This window comes from Paenibacillus nanchangensis (genome assembly GCF_046543445.1).
In the GTDB taxonomy this organism is placed as follows: Bacteria; Bacillota; Bacilli; order Paenibacillales; family Paenibacillaceae; genus Paenibacillus_AQ; species Paenibacillus_AQ nanchangensis.
This window is the reverse complement of the sequence record NZ_JBHOFD010000002.1, coordinates 56,399-71,375: the sequence shown is the minus strand read 5'-3', so window position 1 is coordinate 71,375 and position 14,977 is coordinate 56,399. Positions and strand designations below refer to the sequence as shown.

General features: G+C 51.8%; 13 protein-coding genes. 7 read left to right on the top strand and 6 right to left on the bottom strand.

The features are described 5' to 3' along the window. Positions 1-39: 39 nt before the first annotated feature. The 3 genes from ACE6ED_RS01805 to ACE6ED_RS01795 all read right to left on the bottom strand — a co-directional run bounded on the left by ACE6ED_RS01805 (position 40) and on the right by ACE6ED_RS01795 (position 3,618). Positions 40-1,653 (bottom strand): ABC transporter substrate-binding protein, encoded by a 1,614-nt coding sequence (locus tag ACE6ED_RS01805; RefSeq protein ID WP_410825238.1) that lies wholly within the window; start codon positions 1,651-1,653, stop codon positions 40-42. Between the two features lie 114 nt (positions 1,654-1,767). Further along, on the bottom strand, positions 1,768-2,649 hold the full coding sequence (locus ACE6ED_RS01800) for a carbohydrate ABC transporter permease (protein WP_410825237.1): 882 nt from the start codon (positions 2,647-2,649) through the stop codon (positions 1,768-1,770). Positions 2,650-2,667: 18 nt separating this feature from the next. Beyond that, positions 2,668-3,618, bottom strand: a complete 951-nt coding sequence (locus tag ACE6ED_RS01795) for an ABC transporter permease (RefSeq protein WP_410825390.1) — start codon at positions 3,616-3,618, stop codon at positions 2,668-2,670. 430 nt (positions 3,619-4,048) lie between these two features. Here ACE6ED_RS01795 and ACE6ED_RS01790 point away from each other — a divergent pair, with 430 nt between their 5' ends. Next, positions 4,049-5,086 (top strand): LacI family DNA-binding transcriptional regulator, encoded by a 1,038-nt coding sequence (locus ACE6ED_RS01790; RefSeq protein ID WP_410825236.1) that lies wholly within the window; start codon positions 4,049-4,051, stop codon positions 5,084-5,086. Between the two features lie 891 nt (positions 5,087-5,977). Here ACE6ED_RS01790 and ACE6ED_RS01785 read toward each other — a convergent pair. Together ACE6ED_RS01785 and ACE6ED_RS01780 are read right to left on the bottom strand one after the other, a co-directional pair. Continuing rightward, entirely contained in the window at positions 5,978-6,910 is a 933-nt protein-coding gene (locus ACE6ED_RS01785; RefSeq protein WP_410825235.1) for a macrolide 2'-phosphotransferase, read from the bottom strand. A 449-nt stretch (positions 6,911-7,359) separates the two neighbouring features. After that, positions 7,360-7,638 (bottom strand): hypothetical protein, encoded by a 279-nt coding sequence (locus ACE6ED_RS01780; RefSeq protein WP_410825234.1) that lies wholly within the window; start codon positions 7,636-7,638, stop codon positions 7,360-7,362. Positions 7,639-7,776: 138 nt separating this feature from the next. On the opposite strand from ACE6ED_RS01780, the gene ACE6ED_RS01775 reads away from it, so the two are divergent. Continuing rightward, positions 7,777-8,552, top strand: a protein-coding gene (locus tag ACE6ED_RS01775) for an IS5 family transposase (RefSeq protein WP_410825233.1) whose coding sequence is annotated in 2 segments (ribosomal slippage) — positions 7,777-8,095 and positions 8,095-8,552 — 777 coding nt in all. Because the reading frame shifts where the segments join, the coding sequence is not laid out codon by codon here. Between the two features lie 7 nt (positions 8,553-8,559). Here the strand turns inward: ACE6ED_RS01775 and ACE6ED_RS01770 are convergent. Then, positions 8,560-8,916 carry a GNAT family N-acetyltransferase gene (locus ACE6ED_RS01770; protein ID WP_410825232.1) on the bottom strand — a complete coding sequence of 119 codons (357 nt, stop codon included), beginning with the start codon at positions 8,914-8,916 and terminating at the stop codon, positions 8,560-8,562. An 816-nt stretch (positions 8,917-9,732) separates the two neighbouring features. Here ACE6ED_RS01770 and ACE6ED_RS01765 point away from each other — a divergent pair. The 5 genes from ACE6ED_RS01765 (at position 9,733) to ACE6ED_RS01745 (ending at position 14,949) form a co-directional block, all read left to right on the top strand. Continuing rightward, positions 9,733-10,755, top strand: a complete 1,023-nt coding sequence (locus ACE6ED_RS01765) for an ROK family protein (protein ID WP_410825231.1) — start codon at positions 9,733-9,735, stop codon at positions 10,753-10,755. Positions 10,756-10,811: 56 nt separating this feature from the next. Beyond that, on the top strand, positions 10,812-12,014 hold the full coding sequence (locus ACE6ED_RS01760; protein ID WP_410825389.1) for an MFS transporter: 1,203 nt from the start codon (positions 10,812-10,814) through the stop codon (positions 12,012-12,014). A 236-nt stretch (positions 12,015-12,250) separates the two neighbouring features. After that, a complete protein-coding gene (locus tag ACE6ED_RS01755) occupies positions 12,251-12,697 on the top strand; it encodes a GreA/GreB family elongation factor (protein WP_410825230.1) in 447 nt (148 codons plus the stop codon). 288 nt (positions 12,698-12,985) lie between these two features. Further along, complete coding sequence (locus ACE6ED_RS01750; RefSeq protein ID WP_410825229.1) at positions 12,986-13,693, top strand: response regulator transcription factor; 708 nt, start codon at positions 12,986-12,988, stop codon at positions 13,691-13,693. Beyond that, the gene (locus ACE6ED_RS01745; RefSeq protein WP_410825228.1) at positions 13,690-14,949 is read left to right on the top strand and encodes a HAMP domain-containing sensor histidine kinase; all 1,260 of its coding nucleotides are present in this window, start codon (positions 13,690-13,692) and stop codon (positions 14,947-14,949) included. The genes ACE6ED_RS01750 and ACE6ED_RS01745 overlap by 4 nt, the downstream gene beginning before the upstream one ends. The last annotated feature ends 28 nt before the right edge of the window (positions 14,950-14,977 follow it).

Here is a 14,977-nt window from a genome sequence, read left to right as displayed (position 1 = left end):
CGCCGCCGTCCGGCGGCGGATGCCTGTCATCTTGGTGCATTACTTCGAAGCGCGGTCATACCCGGATTGCTTGATTTCCAGCCATTCCTGCAGGCCCAGACGGTCCAACTCCTTAAGGTAGCTGTCCCATTCCGCGTCAATCTTGCCGTTTTGGTACCATTCCGTCCGCATCCGCAGCACATACGCAAACAAGTCGGTTTCAATGGTGGTCAGACGGTCCAGCTCCTCCAGAGAGTGGAACACGTTTGGCATGCTTTGTTCCGCTTTCATGTGCGGGGCCATCACTTCCTTGACGATACGCAGCCGTTCTTTGGCGTCGTCCGGAAGGGTTGTGTATTTGCCGTAATAGCTGTCGAGAATCGCCAGCGGCCCGCCGACACTTGTTTTCTCCCGCAGCTCAACCGGCGCGGTGCCGTTCAGCGGCAGATGCTTCAGGGATTTGGTTGCTTCGTCGTATTCAAAAATATTTTGCTGCGTCTCGTCCCCATACGTTCCCCAGTTGTCCTGTACCGACTGGATTGGTTCGTACAGCTTATCCACCCATTTTGCGGTCGCTTCCAGATTTTTATTGGCGCTGGTTACGACCATCCGGCCGCGGTGGAAACCAAGAGCGTTCGTTTGGGCGACATTGGTTTCCCCGTCCGGCCCGGCCACAGGCGGCATCACGTCATAGCTGTCGTTGGCGCCCGAAATATTGCTTTTGTCCCAGGAAAAATACAGCCCGTATTTCTGGTCCTTCCCTTTGGCAAGGTAGGTGCTCCAGTCCTGCGTGTACGCCTCGACGTCGATCAGGCCTTCCTTATACAGCTCGTTGATGTATTTGACGGCTTCCTTGTACCCTTCCTCGGCCGGTGTAAAAACCACTTTCCCTTCGTTCGTCACCACCGCATGGTCCGGGTTCTCCCCAAGGCCAAAGGCGGCGAACAGGAAGGCCAGATCTTCGGCTCCCGGCTTATTAATGAAGGACAGCGGAATTTCGTCTGCCTGCCCGTTGCCGTTCGGGTCCTGCGTCTTGAAGGCGATCAGCACCTGCTTCAGCTCTTCGGTCGTCTTCGGCATATCCAGGCCCAGCTTCTTCAGCCACTCCACGTTAATCCACGGCACCGCGTCCACGGCCTGAATCCGCTCTTTGCCGCTGCCCAGCTCCTCGATCCACGGGAACGCGTAAATGTTGCCGTCCGGCGCGGTAATCATACTTTTATACTCCGGCGCTTCTTCCAGCACTTTTTTAAAATTCGGCATATGCTGTTCGATCAGGTCGTTCAGCGGGATAATCGCGCCATCCTTCGCCAGCTTCAGCAGCTCATAATCGCTGTAGCCCGCATCAAAAATCGCATCCGGCAGGTCGCCGCTCGCCATCGCCAGATTGCGTTTTTCCACAAACACGTCTTTCGTGAAGTTTTTCCAGTTGATATGGACGTTTGTGGCTTCCTCCAGCCGCTTATTGATCAGCTTTTCGTTTGGATCTGCCGGAGCCAGCGGCGAACTCTGGGTCATCATGTTCAGCGTTACCTTGCCATTCGGATCCTGCTGCTCGCTCGCCGCGGCGCCTCCGTTACTCCCGCTGCTGCAGGCGGTAAGCAAAATAGCGGTTGCCAAAAAGGAAGCGGATACGGTTTTCAGCGCATAACGTTTTTTTGTGTTTGTTGTCATCAGGTTGACCTCCCAATTAGATGGTTCGGCACGCCGCCTGCTTCTCATGGATAGAAAAAGACGGGATACAGCAGGCGCAGCGCCGGTTTGGGTAACTGTATGTGCATCCGGCCCCTATTTCAGCGAACCGACCATGACACCTTTTTCAAAATACTTCTGGAAAAACGGATACATCGCCACCAGCGGCAGACTGGAGATAACAATGGCCGCGTATTTGATGATCTCTGACAGCCGTTTCATTTCCGCCATCGCCAGCTGGTCGCCGATCATGCCCGGATCAACCTGGTTCTGGATCAGGATCGAGCGGAGAACTAGCTGCAGCGGATGCAGATTCGGGTTGTCGAGGTAGATCATGGCGTCGAAATAAGAGTTCCACTGGCCGACAAAAGCGTACAGCGCCAGCACAAACACAATTGGCTTCGACAGCGGCAGCACGATCCGGAAAAACACCGTCGCGTCGGACGCGCCGTCGACATCCGCCGCCTCCCGCAGCTCCTTGGGCACGCCTTTAAAGAAGGTCCGGGCCAAAATAATATTCCAGACATTAACCGCCCCGGGGATTACAACCGCCCAGATGGTATCGAGCAGGCCCAAATTTTTGACCAGCAGGTAAGTAGGCACCAGCCCGCCCCCAAAGAACAGGGTGATCAAAAACAGGGTCATGACAAGTCCCTTCCCCTTCAGCCGGTCATCGGACAGGGCATAACCGGCGAAAACGGACACGGTCACAGTGATGAACGAAAACACCACGGAGTACAGCACCGCATTCCCGAATCCGCGCACCATGGCGGGATTGGACAAAATCTTTTGATAACCGTCGAGCGTCCAGTCCGACACCCGGAACGATAACCCCCGGCTCAGCAGCACGGACGGGTCCATAAAAGAAGCAACTACGATATACAGCAGCGGGATCACGACGATCAGAACGGCGAACGTCAGAACGACGGCGTTGATGCCGAGCAGAATCCGGTCCCGGCCGGTAGGCTTAATGGTCATTGCAGTTTCTCCTTCCCCTTAGTAAAGACCGTCGCCGTCGTTCAGCTTTTTGACGATAAAATTGACGGTAACCAGCAGCACGACGTTAATGACGCTGTTGAACAGACCAACGGCGGCGGAATAAGCGTAATCGCCTGCCTGCAGACCCATTTTGTAAACATAGGTCGGAATGATCTCCGAGGTCGGCAGGTTCATCGCCGTCTGCATCAGGTACGCTTTTTCGAAGCCGATCGACATGATGCCGCCTGCGGCGAGAATGAAGACAATCGCCATAATCGGCCGGATGGTCGGCAGATCAATATGCCGGATGCGCTGCAGCAGGCTGGCTCCGTCGAGATTGGCGGCGTTGTGCAGCTCGGGATCCACATTGGCCAGCGCGGCGACGTAGATGATGGAAGACCACCCGGCCCCGGTCCAAATATCCGACAAAATGTAAATCCACCTGAAGTATTCAGGCTTCGACATAAACATTACCGGTTCACCGGTCAGCCAGACGACCAGCTGATTAATGGGCCCTGTCGGCGACAGGAAAATAAACAGCATGCCGACGATGACGACCACGGAAATGAAGTTCGGGGCGTACAGGAACAGCTGGATGTTTTTTTTGACCCCGGCCTTCCGCACCTGGTTCAGCATCAGCGCAAGAATAATCGGCACCGGAAAGCTCAGCAGAAGCCCGAACAAGCTTAATTTAAGCGTATTCATAAAAATCACTTCAAAGTTCGGCGAAGACAGGAATTTGTCGAAATGCTTCAGTCCCACCCACTCGCTGCCCAAAATGCCTTTGATTGGGCTGAAGTCCTTAAATGCAATCACCGCACCGTACATCGGCCCGTATTTGAAGACCAGAGTCAAAATCAGCGCCGGCGCCAGCAGGAGATATAAAAAATAATGCTTTTTCAAATATTCGAGCGGACTCCGCCTGCCGGTGCGAACCAGCGCCGCTCCGCTATCTGTGGCCTTCATCATATTTTGCAAAGTTTATGCCCCCGTTTCTTAAGAAGTTTGCATTTGCCAACGGAAAAGGCTTCCAATGGTTCACACATTAACGCATCTGATGCCCCTTCAATTTATCAAATGCGCCTTCATCCGTCAATACATTTTGTAAAATTATAATTGTGCATTTGGTAACTTGTTATTCTCATATTGAATAAATAAATGTAAAAATATCATAAAAAAGTGGAGGAAAAGCCGTGTTTTATCGGGAGAAAGCCTTACCATTCAGTGATTAAGAGGAAAATGGTGGGTAATATGAATCAATTTAGTTGTTCAAATGTAATCTTAATTTTACATTTGTAAACTTATCATTGCTATTCTCGTTGAAATAATGTACATTTGTAAATAAGAACACTTATCGAATGCACAAGACAGAAAGATATCGACTTTTTGAGGTGACAGGATGGCGAAAGAGAAAGTAACGATTCAGGATATCGCCGACGCACTCGGCATTTCGCGAAACACCGCCTCCAAAGCGCTGAACGGAAGCGGAAGCCTGCCGGAAGAAACCCGGAACAAGGTAATCAAGAAAGCAATTGAACTTAAATACAAGCAGTTCGCTTTTATGGATAATGACGGCATCCTGTCCAAAAGCTCGGGCAATATCGCCCTCTTAACCCAAAACCTGCCGAATACGTCGCATTTCGGGTCGGGGCTGATCAGCGGTCTAGAACGCCGCATCAGCGCGGAAGGCTACAACTTGTCCATTCACATCATCCGCGACATCGAGCGCAAAACGCAGTCCCTGCCGAACAATTTCGACAGAGCCAACGTGGACGGCATCATTTGTATTGAGCTGTTTGATCTGGAATACAGCGAGTTGATTACGGGTCTCGGGATTCCGACTATTTTTATCGACTGCTCCGCGCATGTATGCTATCCGGAGTTCCACGCCGACGTTTTGCTTATGGAAAATGAACACAGCACCTATCAGGTTACGCGGAAACTGATTGAAGGCGGATACACTACGCTGGGGTTTGTCGGGGATTATAATCACTGCCGCAGCTTTCATGAGCGCTGGACCGGCTTTAACCGGGCGCTGAACGAGGCGGATATCCGGCTGGACCGCTCCCAGTGCATCGTGGACGACGACCGGCTGTTCTCCACACCTGGCTGGATCGACGAACAATTGAACAGTATGGAGGCGCTTCCCTCCGTTTTTGTCTGCGCCAATGACTACATTGCCGTATCGTTAGTCAAAAACCTGAGGAACCGGAACCTGTCGATTCCGCAGGACGTGGTAATCTGCGGCTTCGACAACGGGCCGGAATCCGTTATTGTGGAGCCTCATCTGACAACCGTACACATTTACAGCAACGAGATGGGCATCAAAGCCGCCGAGATGCTGCTGTCGCGGATTCATGATCCTTCCCAGCCTTATCAGGTGTCGCATATTTACACGAAGCCGATTTTCCGGGAGTCGACGCCGAATATCGAGTGATTGAACCGCTGTTCTTCCGCATCCGCAGACGTATCCGCCGCATCCGTATCCATATCCGCATGCAAAAATGGGACAGGCCCTTGAGTCAAGATATGGCGTGACACAGGACTGCTCCTTTTTCGAAACGAAACGGGCTTGGGTGAATGCATAGAAGCAGTCTAACCATCCGAGGCCAAGATTCAAACCGGCCTCGTGCGCTCCGGATCCACTTTATGTGAAAATCCATCCAAATCCATGGCGCTAATTGGCCACCACAGTGATTTTGTATGATTTTTCGTACAAAATTGTAATGGAGAGCTCTCATCGCGAGGATTTTGTATGATTTTTCGTACAAAGTTCTCTCGCAGAGGTGCGTCCAGTAATTTAGTATGTTTGCGTATTCCTACACCATGGGACCCATTGGTACAAAAAATAGCCGGACCGGACGGAAGAAATCCTCACTTCCGGTTCGGCTTTCTCTTTTTGGCGTTTCTTCTCGCTTAATGAGCTTCCGCCGCCGTGTTTCTATTAATTGACGATGATTGCTGTCTTACCCATCGAAGACCGCCAACTTAGTTTTTGTTAGATGGTCGCCCACTCAGCGCATGAATGTCAAGCCTCTTGACGCACGGATGCTCAACCAGATTATTTCGTTAGCCGATCAGCCTCTTGTCTTGGCCACCGAGGTTCCGCCCACCCGCTCTCAAGGACGTTAGCCGTTATGACTGCTTCTGGCGGTGAGCTACTATGACTCGTTCTGGCAGTCAGCCTCTACGGATCGTTCCATCAGTCAACCTTCATGGTTGGTTCTGGCAGTCAGCCTCACGGGTTGTTCTAACGGTCAACCTCCATAGTTAGTTCTTGCGTCCAGCCAGCATCCCGGCTCCACTTAAGCAACAAGCCAGCCCGCACCTACTCCGTCCCCCACTGGGCCATCATCCCCTCGGCCATTTTCCGGTCTGCGTCTCGGCCGGTAATCAGCGCAAATTTTGCCACCTGTACGGGATAAGCCGCCCACTGTTCGGCAATATGCTCCAACATGCGGGGCCATGTTCTGCCTCCCGACCGTTCGTACCGGGACAGCAAATCCCGTGTCCCTTCTTCGCCAAACAGCGCATACAGGATAACAAAATCTTTGCCCGGGTCCGCCACCTCCGCCTCCGTCCAGTCAATCAGACCCGTTACCCGCACCTGTTCGTCAACCAGCAAATGCGGCGGGTGCAGATCCCCGTGATACAGCGCGGAATAGCCGGGCCAAAAGCTGTCGGTGGACAGCCACCGGTTCCAACGGTCCTGCAGCTTGGCGGGAACAGCAAAGGACTGCTGGATTTCTTCCATATCCGCAGCGAACTTCCGTCTCGCCTCTTCCGGACTTTTGCAGCGGATGCCCGCCCGGGCCGCCGCTTCGGGATCGATCCGGTGAAGCGCCGCCAGCACGGCGGCAAGCGAATCCTTAAACGCTTCCGGCAGCTCCTCCTGCGGCACTCTCCATGCATAGCCGCCTCCCGCCGGATCAACCGTGGCGACCGGATGCCCGCCAAGCAGCGGATAAGCGATCAGCTCCGGGGTGAAGATAAGCCAGTCCGGCACCTCCGCCGGAAGCTGTCCCGCGATAAACTGGAGCACCTTGCGCTCATTGACCGCCCGCTCCCATACGTCTTCCCGTCTCGGTTTGCGGAGGACCCAGTCCCTTCCCTCCGTATCCTGCGTAAACGCAACAACAAAATCCATTCCCGATTCATTCACGTCCCAGCGCCCGGGCAGCAAACGGAGACCGTTCCGTTCCGCCAGCTCCAGCAGCTCGCGCCGGTTATTTTCATTTGCTTCAGATAAGGTACTGCTCATTGTACATCGCCTCCTATTTGGCCAAATCCATAAAAAAACACAGACTCCAGGTGTCTGTGCGGCCGTAATCAAGGACGAAATGTCTCCCGTGCAAAAGAAGAAGAGCCCAGACAATTCAGGCGGCTCCACCACCCCAATGACTGAACTGTCCCATCCGTAGAAGATCACATGTAGACAGACGAATCCCGATTACCCTGCGCAAAGACAGAGGAGCAAGAGCTAAAACAGCATTTCACAGCAGCTCCAACCGGGATTGATCAATCACACGTAACCCTCCTTTCATCATCTTTTTTTATTGTAACAGACCCGCCGATCTGATCCTACAAAATTTTGGAATTTAACCAAATGAATATCTCCTGGAGCTGACCCCATCCCGGGATGCGCGCTCCTCCAAGAACCGGTCGCTTACACTCCAAACACGGGTCGGTTACACCCCCAACACCGGTCGCTTACACTCCAAACACCAGCGTCCCTACCGTCATATAAAGAATGGCCAGACAGAAGATAAGTACAGGTACAAACAGAAGCAGCCAATCCAGCGTGGAGCCCGTTCGTCTCCAGGACAAAAACGCAAACACACTCCCAAGCGGCGGCAGTACATAAAGCGCCGCGATGCCCAAACCGTCAGCCTTTCCTCCATGAATCCACAGCCCGTCAATCCCCGCCAGCAGCAGCGCCACGGAAAAAATTACAACAGCAACTGACCGGCATCGGATTTCTTTAGCCACTTTTGGGCACCTCCCTGGTCGTTTGCATATTCTTTATAAATCTCTATTATTGAATGTTTGTACATACTTGTTTAGAGCGTGTCTGAAAACTAAAGAATCATATGGTATGATATGAGAAAAACGAATGGAGAAACAAACATGATTCCAAGGCGGTACGAAATAACCGATGAGCAGTGGGAGCAAATAAAGGACATGTTCCCGCCCTATCAAACAGGACATCCGTCAAAATTAAGTAATCGCACGATGTTTAATGCCTTACTTTGGATCGCCCGAAGCGGTGCGGCATGGCGAGATTTGCCGGAAGAACGTTATGGTTCATGGAAAACCGCCTACAGCCGCTTTTGCAAATGGAGAGACTCCGGACTCCTCATCTCGATCTTCCAAGCCCTTCAGATCGAACCGGATTTTGAGAACGTGAGCATTGATTCTACATCGGTCAAAGCCCACCAACACAGTGCGGGTGCAAAAAAAACGCAGACGGACACGAAGTGAATCAACACATCGGCGTCAGTCGTGGCGGCAAGACAACCAAACTTCATACGGTAGTCGATGGATTAGGAAATCCTCTAGCCTTTCTTCTGACGGGTGGCCAAGTTTATGATTCCGTTCCAGCGATCGAATTGCTCCAAGAGCTGGATATTACGGGAAGCCATATTCTTGGCGATAAAGCCTATGGCTCCGAAGGCATTCGGAGCTGGATTACGTCTAAACAGGCCACTTACACCATTCCACCTAAAGCGAACAGTCAACATCCATGGAAAGTCTATTGGTATCGGTACAAAGAACGTCACTTGGTTGAATGCTTTTTCAGTAAAATCAAACACTTTCGCCGCGTGGCGACTCGTTACGACAAGTTGGCTAAGTCATTCCTCGCGTTTATATACCTTGCCTCCATTTTCAAATTGACCCAATGATGAGTTTTCAGACACGCCCTAGATCTTCCCGAAAAATTTCGGTATATTGCCCTTCAGTGTAATCATTCACCACATCCCGCCAAAAGTGCTGCGCCGGGCGGTTTTCACTGATCTGGACAACTGTCCAAACCGCTTTGTAAAGGTTAAACGCTTGCACTGCCGCCGACTTTCCAATTCCTTTTCTCCGATATTTCCTTAATATCAAAAAATCATAGATGACATGGATTGGATCGGGATCCGTATCGTAATTATCGAAGAGGATGATCAAAAAACCGGCGATCTTTTTGTCATAACAGATTAGAAACGGATTCCATCTGGGATCTTCCCAGTAATGTTCTAAGTTAATGGAGAACGGTCCATCCAACCCTATATCCATATTGGTGTATGGACTAAACTCATGTTTATAATATTGATACAGATTGTAAAGAACTTGTTTTTCTTCCTTCCCATAATTAGTACAAGGCCTATTGTAATATTCTTCCTCCTCCTACTCACACAGCTTAACACACCATCAAGTGTTTAACCTAGAGTCTGTACGCAAACTTATTTCAGCCATAACCTCATCGAAATCAATGTGAAAAGAGCCTTGAACATGCTGGCTGTCTTTTTCATAGTCTGATCGTTTGCTTGCTTTGCCCCCTTTGCGCCGGCCCCATGCGGATGCACTCGGACTATGGTGGTATCCATCATCATCTGCTCAAAATCGGGTTCAATGGTAATATGTTTCAGGATTTCACCCCAGATTCCTGCCTTTTGTAGCCGCCAGAGCAAGTATGGGTACAAGTTGACGGACTTAGAGGACCTTATTTGCTGTTTATTCCGTGTTTTGGCAAAGTGACGGACTCAGATGCCCCTATTTACGCGGAGAATCCATAGTTTGTATGGTTTCGGTACGAATAACGGATCTGGAGTCCGCCAAGGCATACCCAAGCCCAAGAATTTCAGAAATAACGTCCGCTGGGTCCGGAAAGACCTCTGTATCGCGTGCTGTGGTAATCCGCTGCAGGTGTGTCACAGGAGAGGATTCGTAGATCGATCTGACAATAAACAGGTGTAGCTCCAGGGTTGTTTGCGTACACACCCTAAAACTTTTTACAAAAACTATATTTTTTATCGTCCGGCGGTGCTATACTCCACTTATTAAAACACTTTTAATAAGACTCGAACAAGGAGGGAGGCCGTGCATTCCCACAACACGCTCCAGGTCAAAAAAATCAATGTGGAGCTGGTCAAAAACACCCTGAAAGCGGCGGGTACCGGCACAAAGGCCTCGATCGCCGGGTTGACCAAACTGAGCGTCGCGACCTGCGGAACGATCCTGAACGAACTGGCCGCCACAGGCGAAGTGATTGAGCTGGAACCGGACGAATCCCACGGCGGCCGTCCAGCCAAGCAGTACAGGTACAACTCCAACTTCGGCTACGCGGTGTGTCTTCTCGTTCGGGCGGAAGGCGGCCGGTTTTGGATCCGCTGTTCTGCCGTTAACTTGAGCGGCGAACCGGTCCAAACCGAAACGCTGCACCTGGAGACCATCGGGATGGAGACGATCGACAGCCTGATCGGCAGACTGATTACGGAATTCGGCAATGTTCAGGCGATCGGGATCGGCATCCCCGGTGTTGTCCATAGCGGCAAAATCGGCGTATGTGATGTGCCCGAACTCGCGGGTGCACCGCTTGGACCGTATCTCGAAGAGAAATACGGCATGGAAATCACGATCGAAAACGATATGAACATGACCGTCTACGGGCTGTACCACCTGCAGCGTTTTGAGGAGGATACCACGTTTGCAGTGGTTACGTTCCCGGCGAATCAATTCCCTGGGGCCGGCTTTATCGTCAACGGCGGAATTGTATCCGGCAACACTCATTTTGGCGGTGAAGTCTCCTTCCTGCCCTTCGGCTTGACCCGCGAGGAGCAGCTGGAGCGGCTGCACACTGAAGACGGCTTTATTCCGCTTGCAGTGAACATTCTCAGCTCGGTCATCGTCATGATCAATCCGGCAGCCATCGCCATCACGGGTGAACTGCCGCGGGAGGCGCAGCTGGACGAACTGTACGCAGGCTGCCTGAACTATATTCCCGAGGAGCATATGCCAGCGCTTTTTATCAAAAACAATACCGAAGAAGAATACATGACAGGCCTGGTGACCGCAACGCTGGAAAGCCTGACGTACCGGCTGCAGCTGATTGCCAGAAGATAACTAGAAGGAGCGTTTCGAGATTGAAGAAATTCCGCGTCAATTTTAACAAGATTTATATGATGCAGCTTGCAACCATCTTTTTGGGTTTTATCGTATTTGGCTTCTCGGAAAATATTAAAGGCCCCGCCATCCCCCGCATTCAATTCGATTTTGGCTTGGGTGAATCGGAGCTTGGCGCTTTGCTGTCGCTTAACGCACTGGGTTACCTGATCGCCTGTTCGTTTACGGCTTACCTTACCCGGATCTGGGGGATCAAATGGGTCACTATCGCCGCTTTTGCGTCAATGGCCGGCTCGGGCATTTTGATTTTTGTGTCGCAGCATTACGCTCTGTTTTCCGCCTCCTACTTTTTGATGTATATCGGCAACGGGATGCTGGAGATCGGACTCGCTATTCTCGGGGCGCGCATCTTTGTAAAAAATGCAGGGACCATGATGAATCTGTCCCACGGCTTTTACGGCCTCAGCTCCATGGTGGCGCCGCTGGTGGCGACCGGCCTGATGAAAGTTACCATCGGCGGGTATACGCTGGACTGGCGCGGCATGTATCTGGTTGTGCTTTCGCTGTCCATTGTGCCGATTTTGTCCGCGCTCTTCAGCACTTTTCCCGGGGATGACATCAAGCATGAAGACCGGCTGCCGCTGAAGACGCTGCTGCGCGATCCGGTGCTGTGGCTGATGGTGCTGATTTTGTCTTTTGGCGTGGTGTCCGAGCTGGCTGTCGGCGGATGGCTGGTTAACTTTCTGGAAAAAGCCTACGACTGGGACCCGGTAAGGGCGTCGGGGATGCTGTCGGTCTTTTTCTTATGTTTCACGCTGGCCCGGCTTGTGCTGGGACCGGTAACGGACAAAATCGGATTTACGCTGTCGCTGATTCTGTTTTCGGCATTTTCCGCCGTCTGCACCTTTGCCGCCCTGCTGGCTGGCGAACGTTATGCCTTCCTGTTTGCGCTTGCGGGGATTGGCATTGCGATGATTTATCCAACCGTTATGGCGTTTATTGCAAACCGCTATCCCAACGGAAGCGATACGGCGATTACCTTTACGGTAACGCTGATGGGACTTGGCAGCGTGGTGGGCAACTACCTGATCGGCGGCATTATCGAGGGAGTGAAACATCTGTACGGCTCCGGCACACAAACCGGGCTCCTTCGCGGACTTCAGGCCGGCTACGGTTTTATCGGGCTGTGTGCGGCGCTGTGCTCGGTCGCGGGCCTCATTTTGTTCGCTTATCTGAAAAAGCGCCGGGAAGTGATATAAATTTGGCAGACATTAAGTTTAAGATTTGACTTTTAATACCAAATATAACCTGCGTTGACACTGGGTTCCAATTTTGTTATGGTAGGGCTGTAGGGCATTTCGCTTAACCTTTTAAGCGGGATGTCTTTCGTTTATATAGGCAGGCCATTCCCGCACACTACTAAGCAGATGGAGGAATAACATGAACAACTATTTGTCCAATCCCATGATTCTGAGCAGAGGGGGCGAAGTCTACTATGAGCCATAGTCTGCTGCTGGAAGGATCGCGCACCCAGCTGGTGAACCAGCTGGTGTATTTTGATGACGGATTGCTGAGCTTTCTGGATGAATACTGCCCGGAGCGGAATTCCCAGCGTGCACTCGTCGAGAAGACGATTGCCCAGTACAGCTCCATCCTGGAGAGCATTCTGCAGGATTTTACGACCGACAAGCTGAATGCTTATGCCTTAATCGGCAGCAAGGTCACGGTCCAATACTTAGATGATCAATCAACGGAATCCTATATCATCGTGTTCCCCGCGAACGCCGACCCGGAGCGCCACCGGATTTCGTTCCTCTCCCCCTTGGGACTGCAGCTGCTGATGGCGCAAAAAAATGACGGCTACGAACTGGAGGTTCCGTCTGGAATGATTCCGGTGCGGATCCAGGATATTCAGTTTTACAACGACGGAGGCGTGGAGTAATCTTCGGTGTACTTTTAATCAGGCGTTGAGGGATTTGCATGTAGGCGGCGAAGCAGCCGCAGCTCCCGTCCAGCTTCAAGCAGCGGGTACGCAAGTGAAAATTAAGGCGGGGCGATGGTTTTTCGCTCTGCCTTTTTTGCTTTCTCCCATAGTTGCTGTAACGCCTAAGCATAACGCAGAAAGAGCCGATGGATAAGGCGGTCAGCCAGCATACGCATGGACTGGTCTTTTCCGCCTATGGTATGTTATGGAAGAGCCTAATCAAATTCTGGCGAACGATGGAGATCAATGATGAACTACTATGACTGCTTGATCGTAGACGATGAGACCGTGTTGGCGGAAACTGCCTGCGAGTATTTTTCGATGTTTGATGTGAAATCCGCCTATGTTACCAGTGCGGAGGCATGCGAGCATTTTTTACAGGAGAATGAAACTTCGCTGATTCTTCTGGATATCAATCTCGGCGGCAGCTCGGGGTTTGAATTGTGCAAAAAACTGCGGCAGACGACGGACATCCCCATTCTGTTCATCAGCGCCCGCTCAAGCGACGACGATGTGCTGATCGCGTTTAATATCGGCGGCGACGACTATATTCAAAAGCCGTTTACACTGAGCATTTTGCTGGCCAAAGTTAAAACCGTCCTCAGACGATACGGCAAACCGCAGACGCATACGGACGTGCTGGAATTCGGGCGGGTGCAGATTGACCGCTCCCTTGCAAAGGTCCGGGTAGATGGCCGGGAGGTCAAATTTAAAGCGCTGGAATACCGCCTGCTCTGCTACCTGGCCCAGCATAAAAACCGTGTCATTCCCAAAGAAGAGCTGTTTGCAAAGGTATGGGAGGACTCATTCACCGGTGATGGAACCCTGAACGTCCATATCCGCCATCTGCGCGAAAAAATCGAAGACGATCCCAATCGCCCCCGGTATATCAAAACAGTCTGGGGCACGGGTTATGTGCTGGAGGACGAGACGCCTCAGGACGGGGAGCGATGAAGACCGGAAGGCTGCTCCTGATCCTGCTTGCCGTATGGGGCATCGGCATTGCGGTATCGGTGCGGACGGCCGGTAATGATACCGGTCTCCGCTTCGATACCGTGGCGGCAAACCAGGTGCTTAAAACCGTAGAAAGCCATTGGGGAGAAATCGGCCAAAGCAATTTTGGCGGTGTTACCCAGCAATTTGTCGTGTTGGACCGCAACGGGACCGTGCTGTACCGGACTTCGGATCATTTGCCCGAAACCGTCAATGATGCTTTTAGGGCCAGGGATGCGGTACTCGATGTAACGGTAGACGGGCAGGTTGCGGGAAAGCTGATTATCCATGACAACTACGAGCAAACCATACAGCGTATGAATCAGCGGCAAACGGTGAAAGCCGTGACGGTGATTTCCGCATTGGCGTTATTGTGCGGGCTTTATGTGCTGTATCTCCACCGTTCTATCCTGCACCCATTTCAGAAGCTCCAGAATTTCGCCCTGCAAATCGCCCGCGGCAATCTGGACGTTCCCCTGAGCATCGGAAAAAGCAACCCGTTTGGCGCGTTCACCGAAAGCTTCGATATCATGCGCGAGGAGCTGGCTTCGGCGCGGCAAAGCGAATACGAAGCCAACCGCAGCAAAAAAGAGCTTGTGGCCAGTCTGAGCCATGACGTCAAGACGCCCGTCGCTTCCATCAAAACCGTAAGTGAACTGATGCTGCTGCGCGCGGACGACGAGAAGACCATCAAGCAGCTTAATGTCATTTCCTCCAAGGCCGAGCAAATCAATCTGCTGGTGACGGATATGTTCCATGCCACGCTGGAAGAACTGCAGGAGTTGAAGGTGAACCTTACCGAAGAGTACAGTACGATTGTTCAGGAAATGATCCGGAACGCCAGCTATGACGACCGGATCGTATGCGAACCGGTTCCGGAATGTATCCTTTTGACCGACCCCCTGCGTTTACAGCAAGTGATCGACAATGTATTAAGCAATTCCTACAAATACGCGGGCACCGCAATTCAAATTACATCCTGCCTGACCCCCACCCACCTGCAGGTCGAGATCATGGATTACGGACAAGGCCTCCCCTCTGACGAGCTGCCGCTGATCTTCAATAAATATTACCGGGGCAGCAACACCCAAGGCCGGTCTGGTGCAGGGCTTGGTTTGTTTATATCCCGCTATCTGATGCGGAGCATGCAGGGCGATATCGAATGCCATAACCGGGCTGACGGATTCACCGTAATACTGCAGATCAAGCTTGTCTAAATGAATTAAGGATTGATTAAGGATCGGG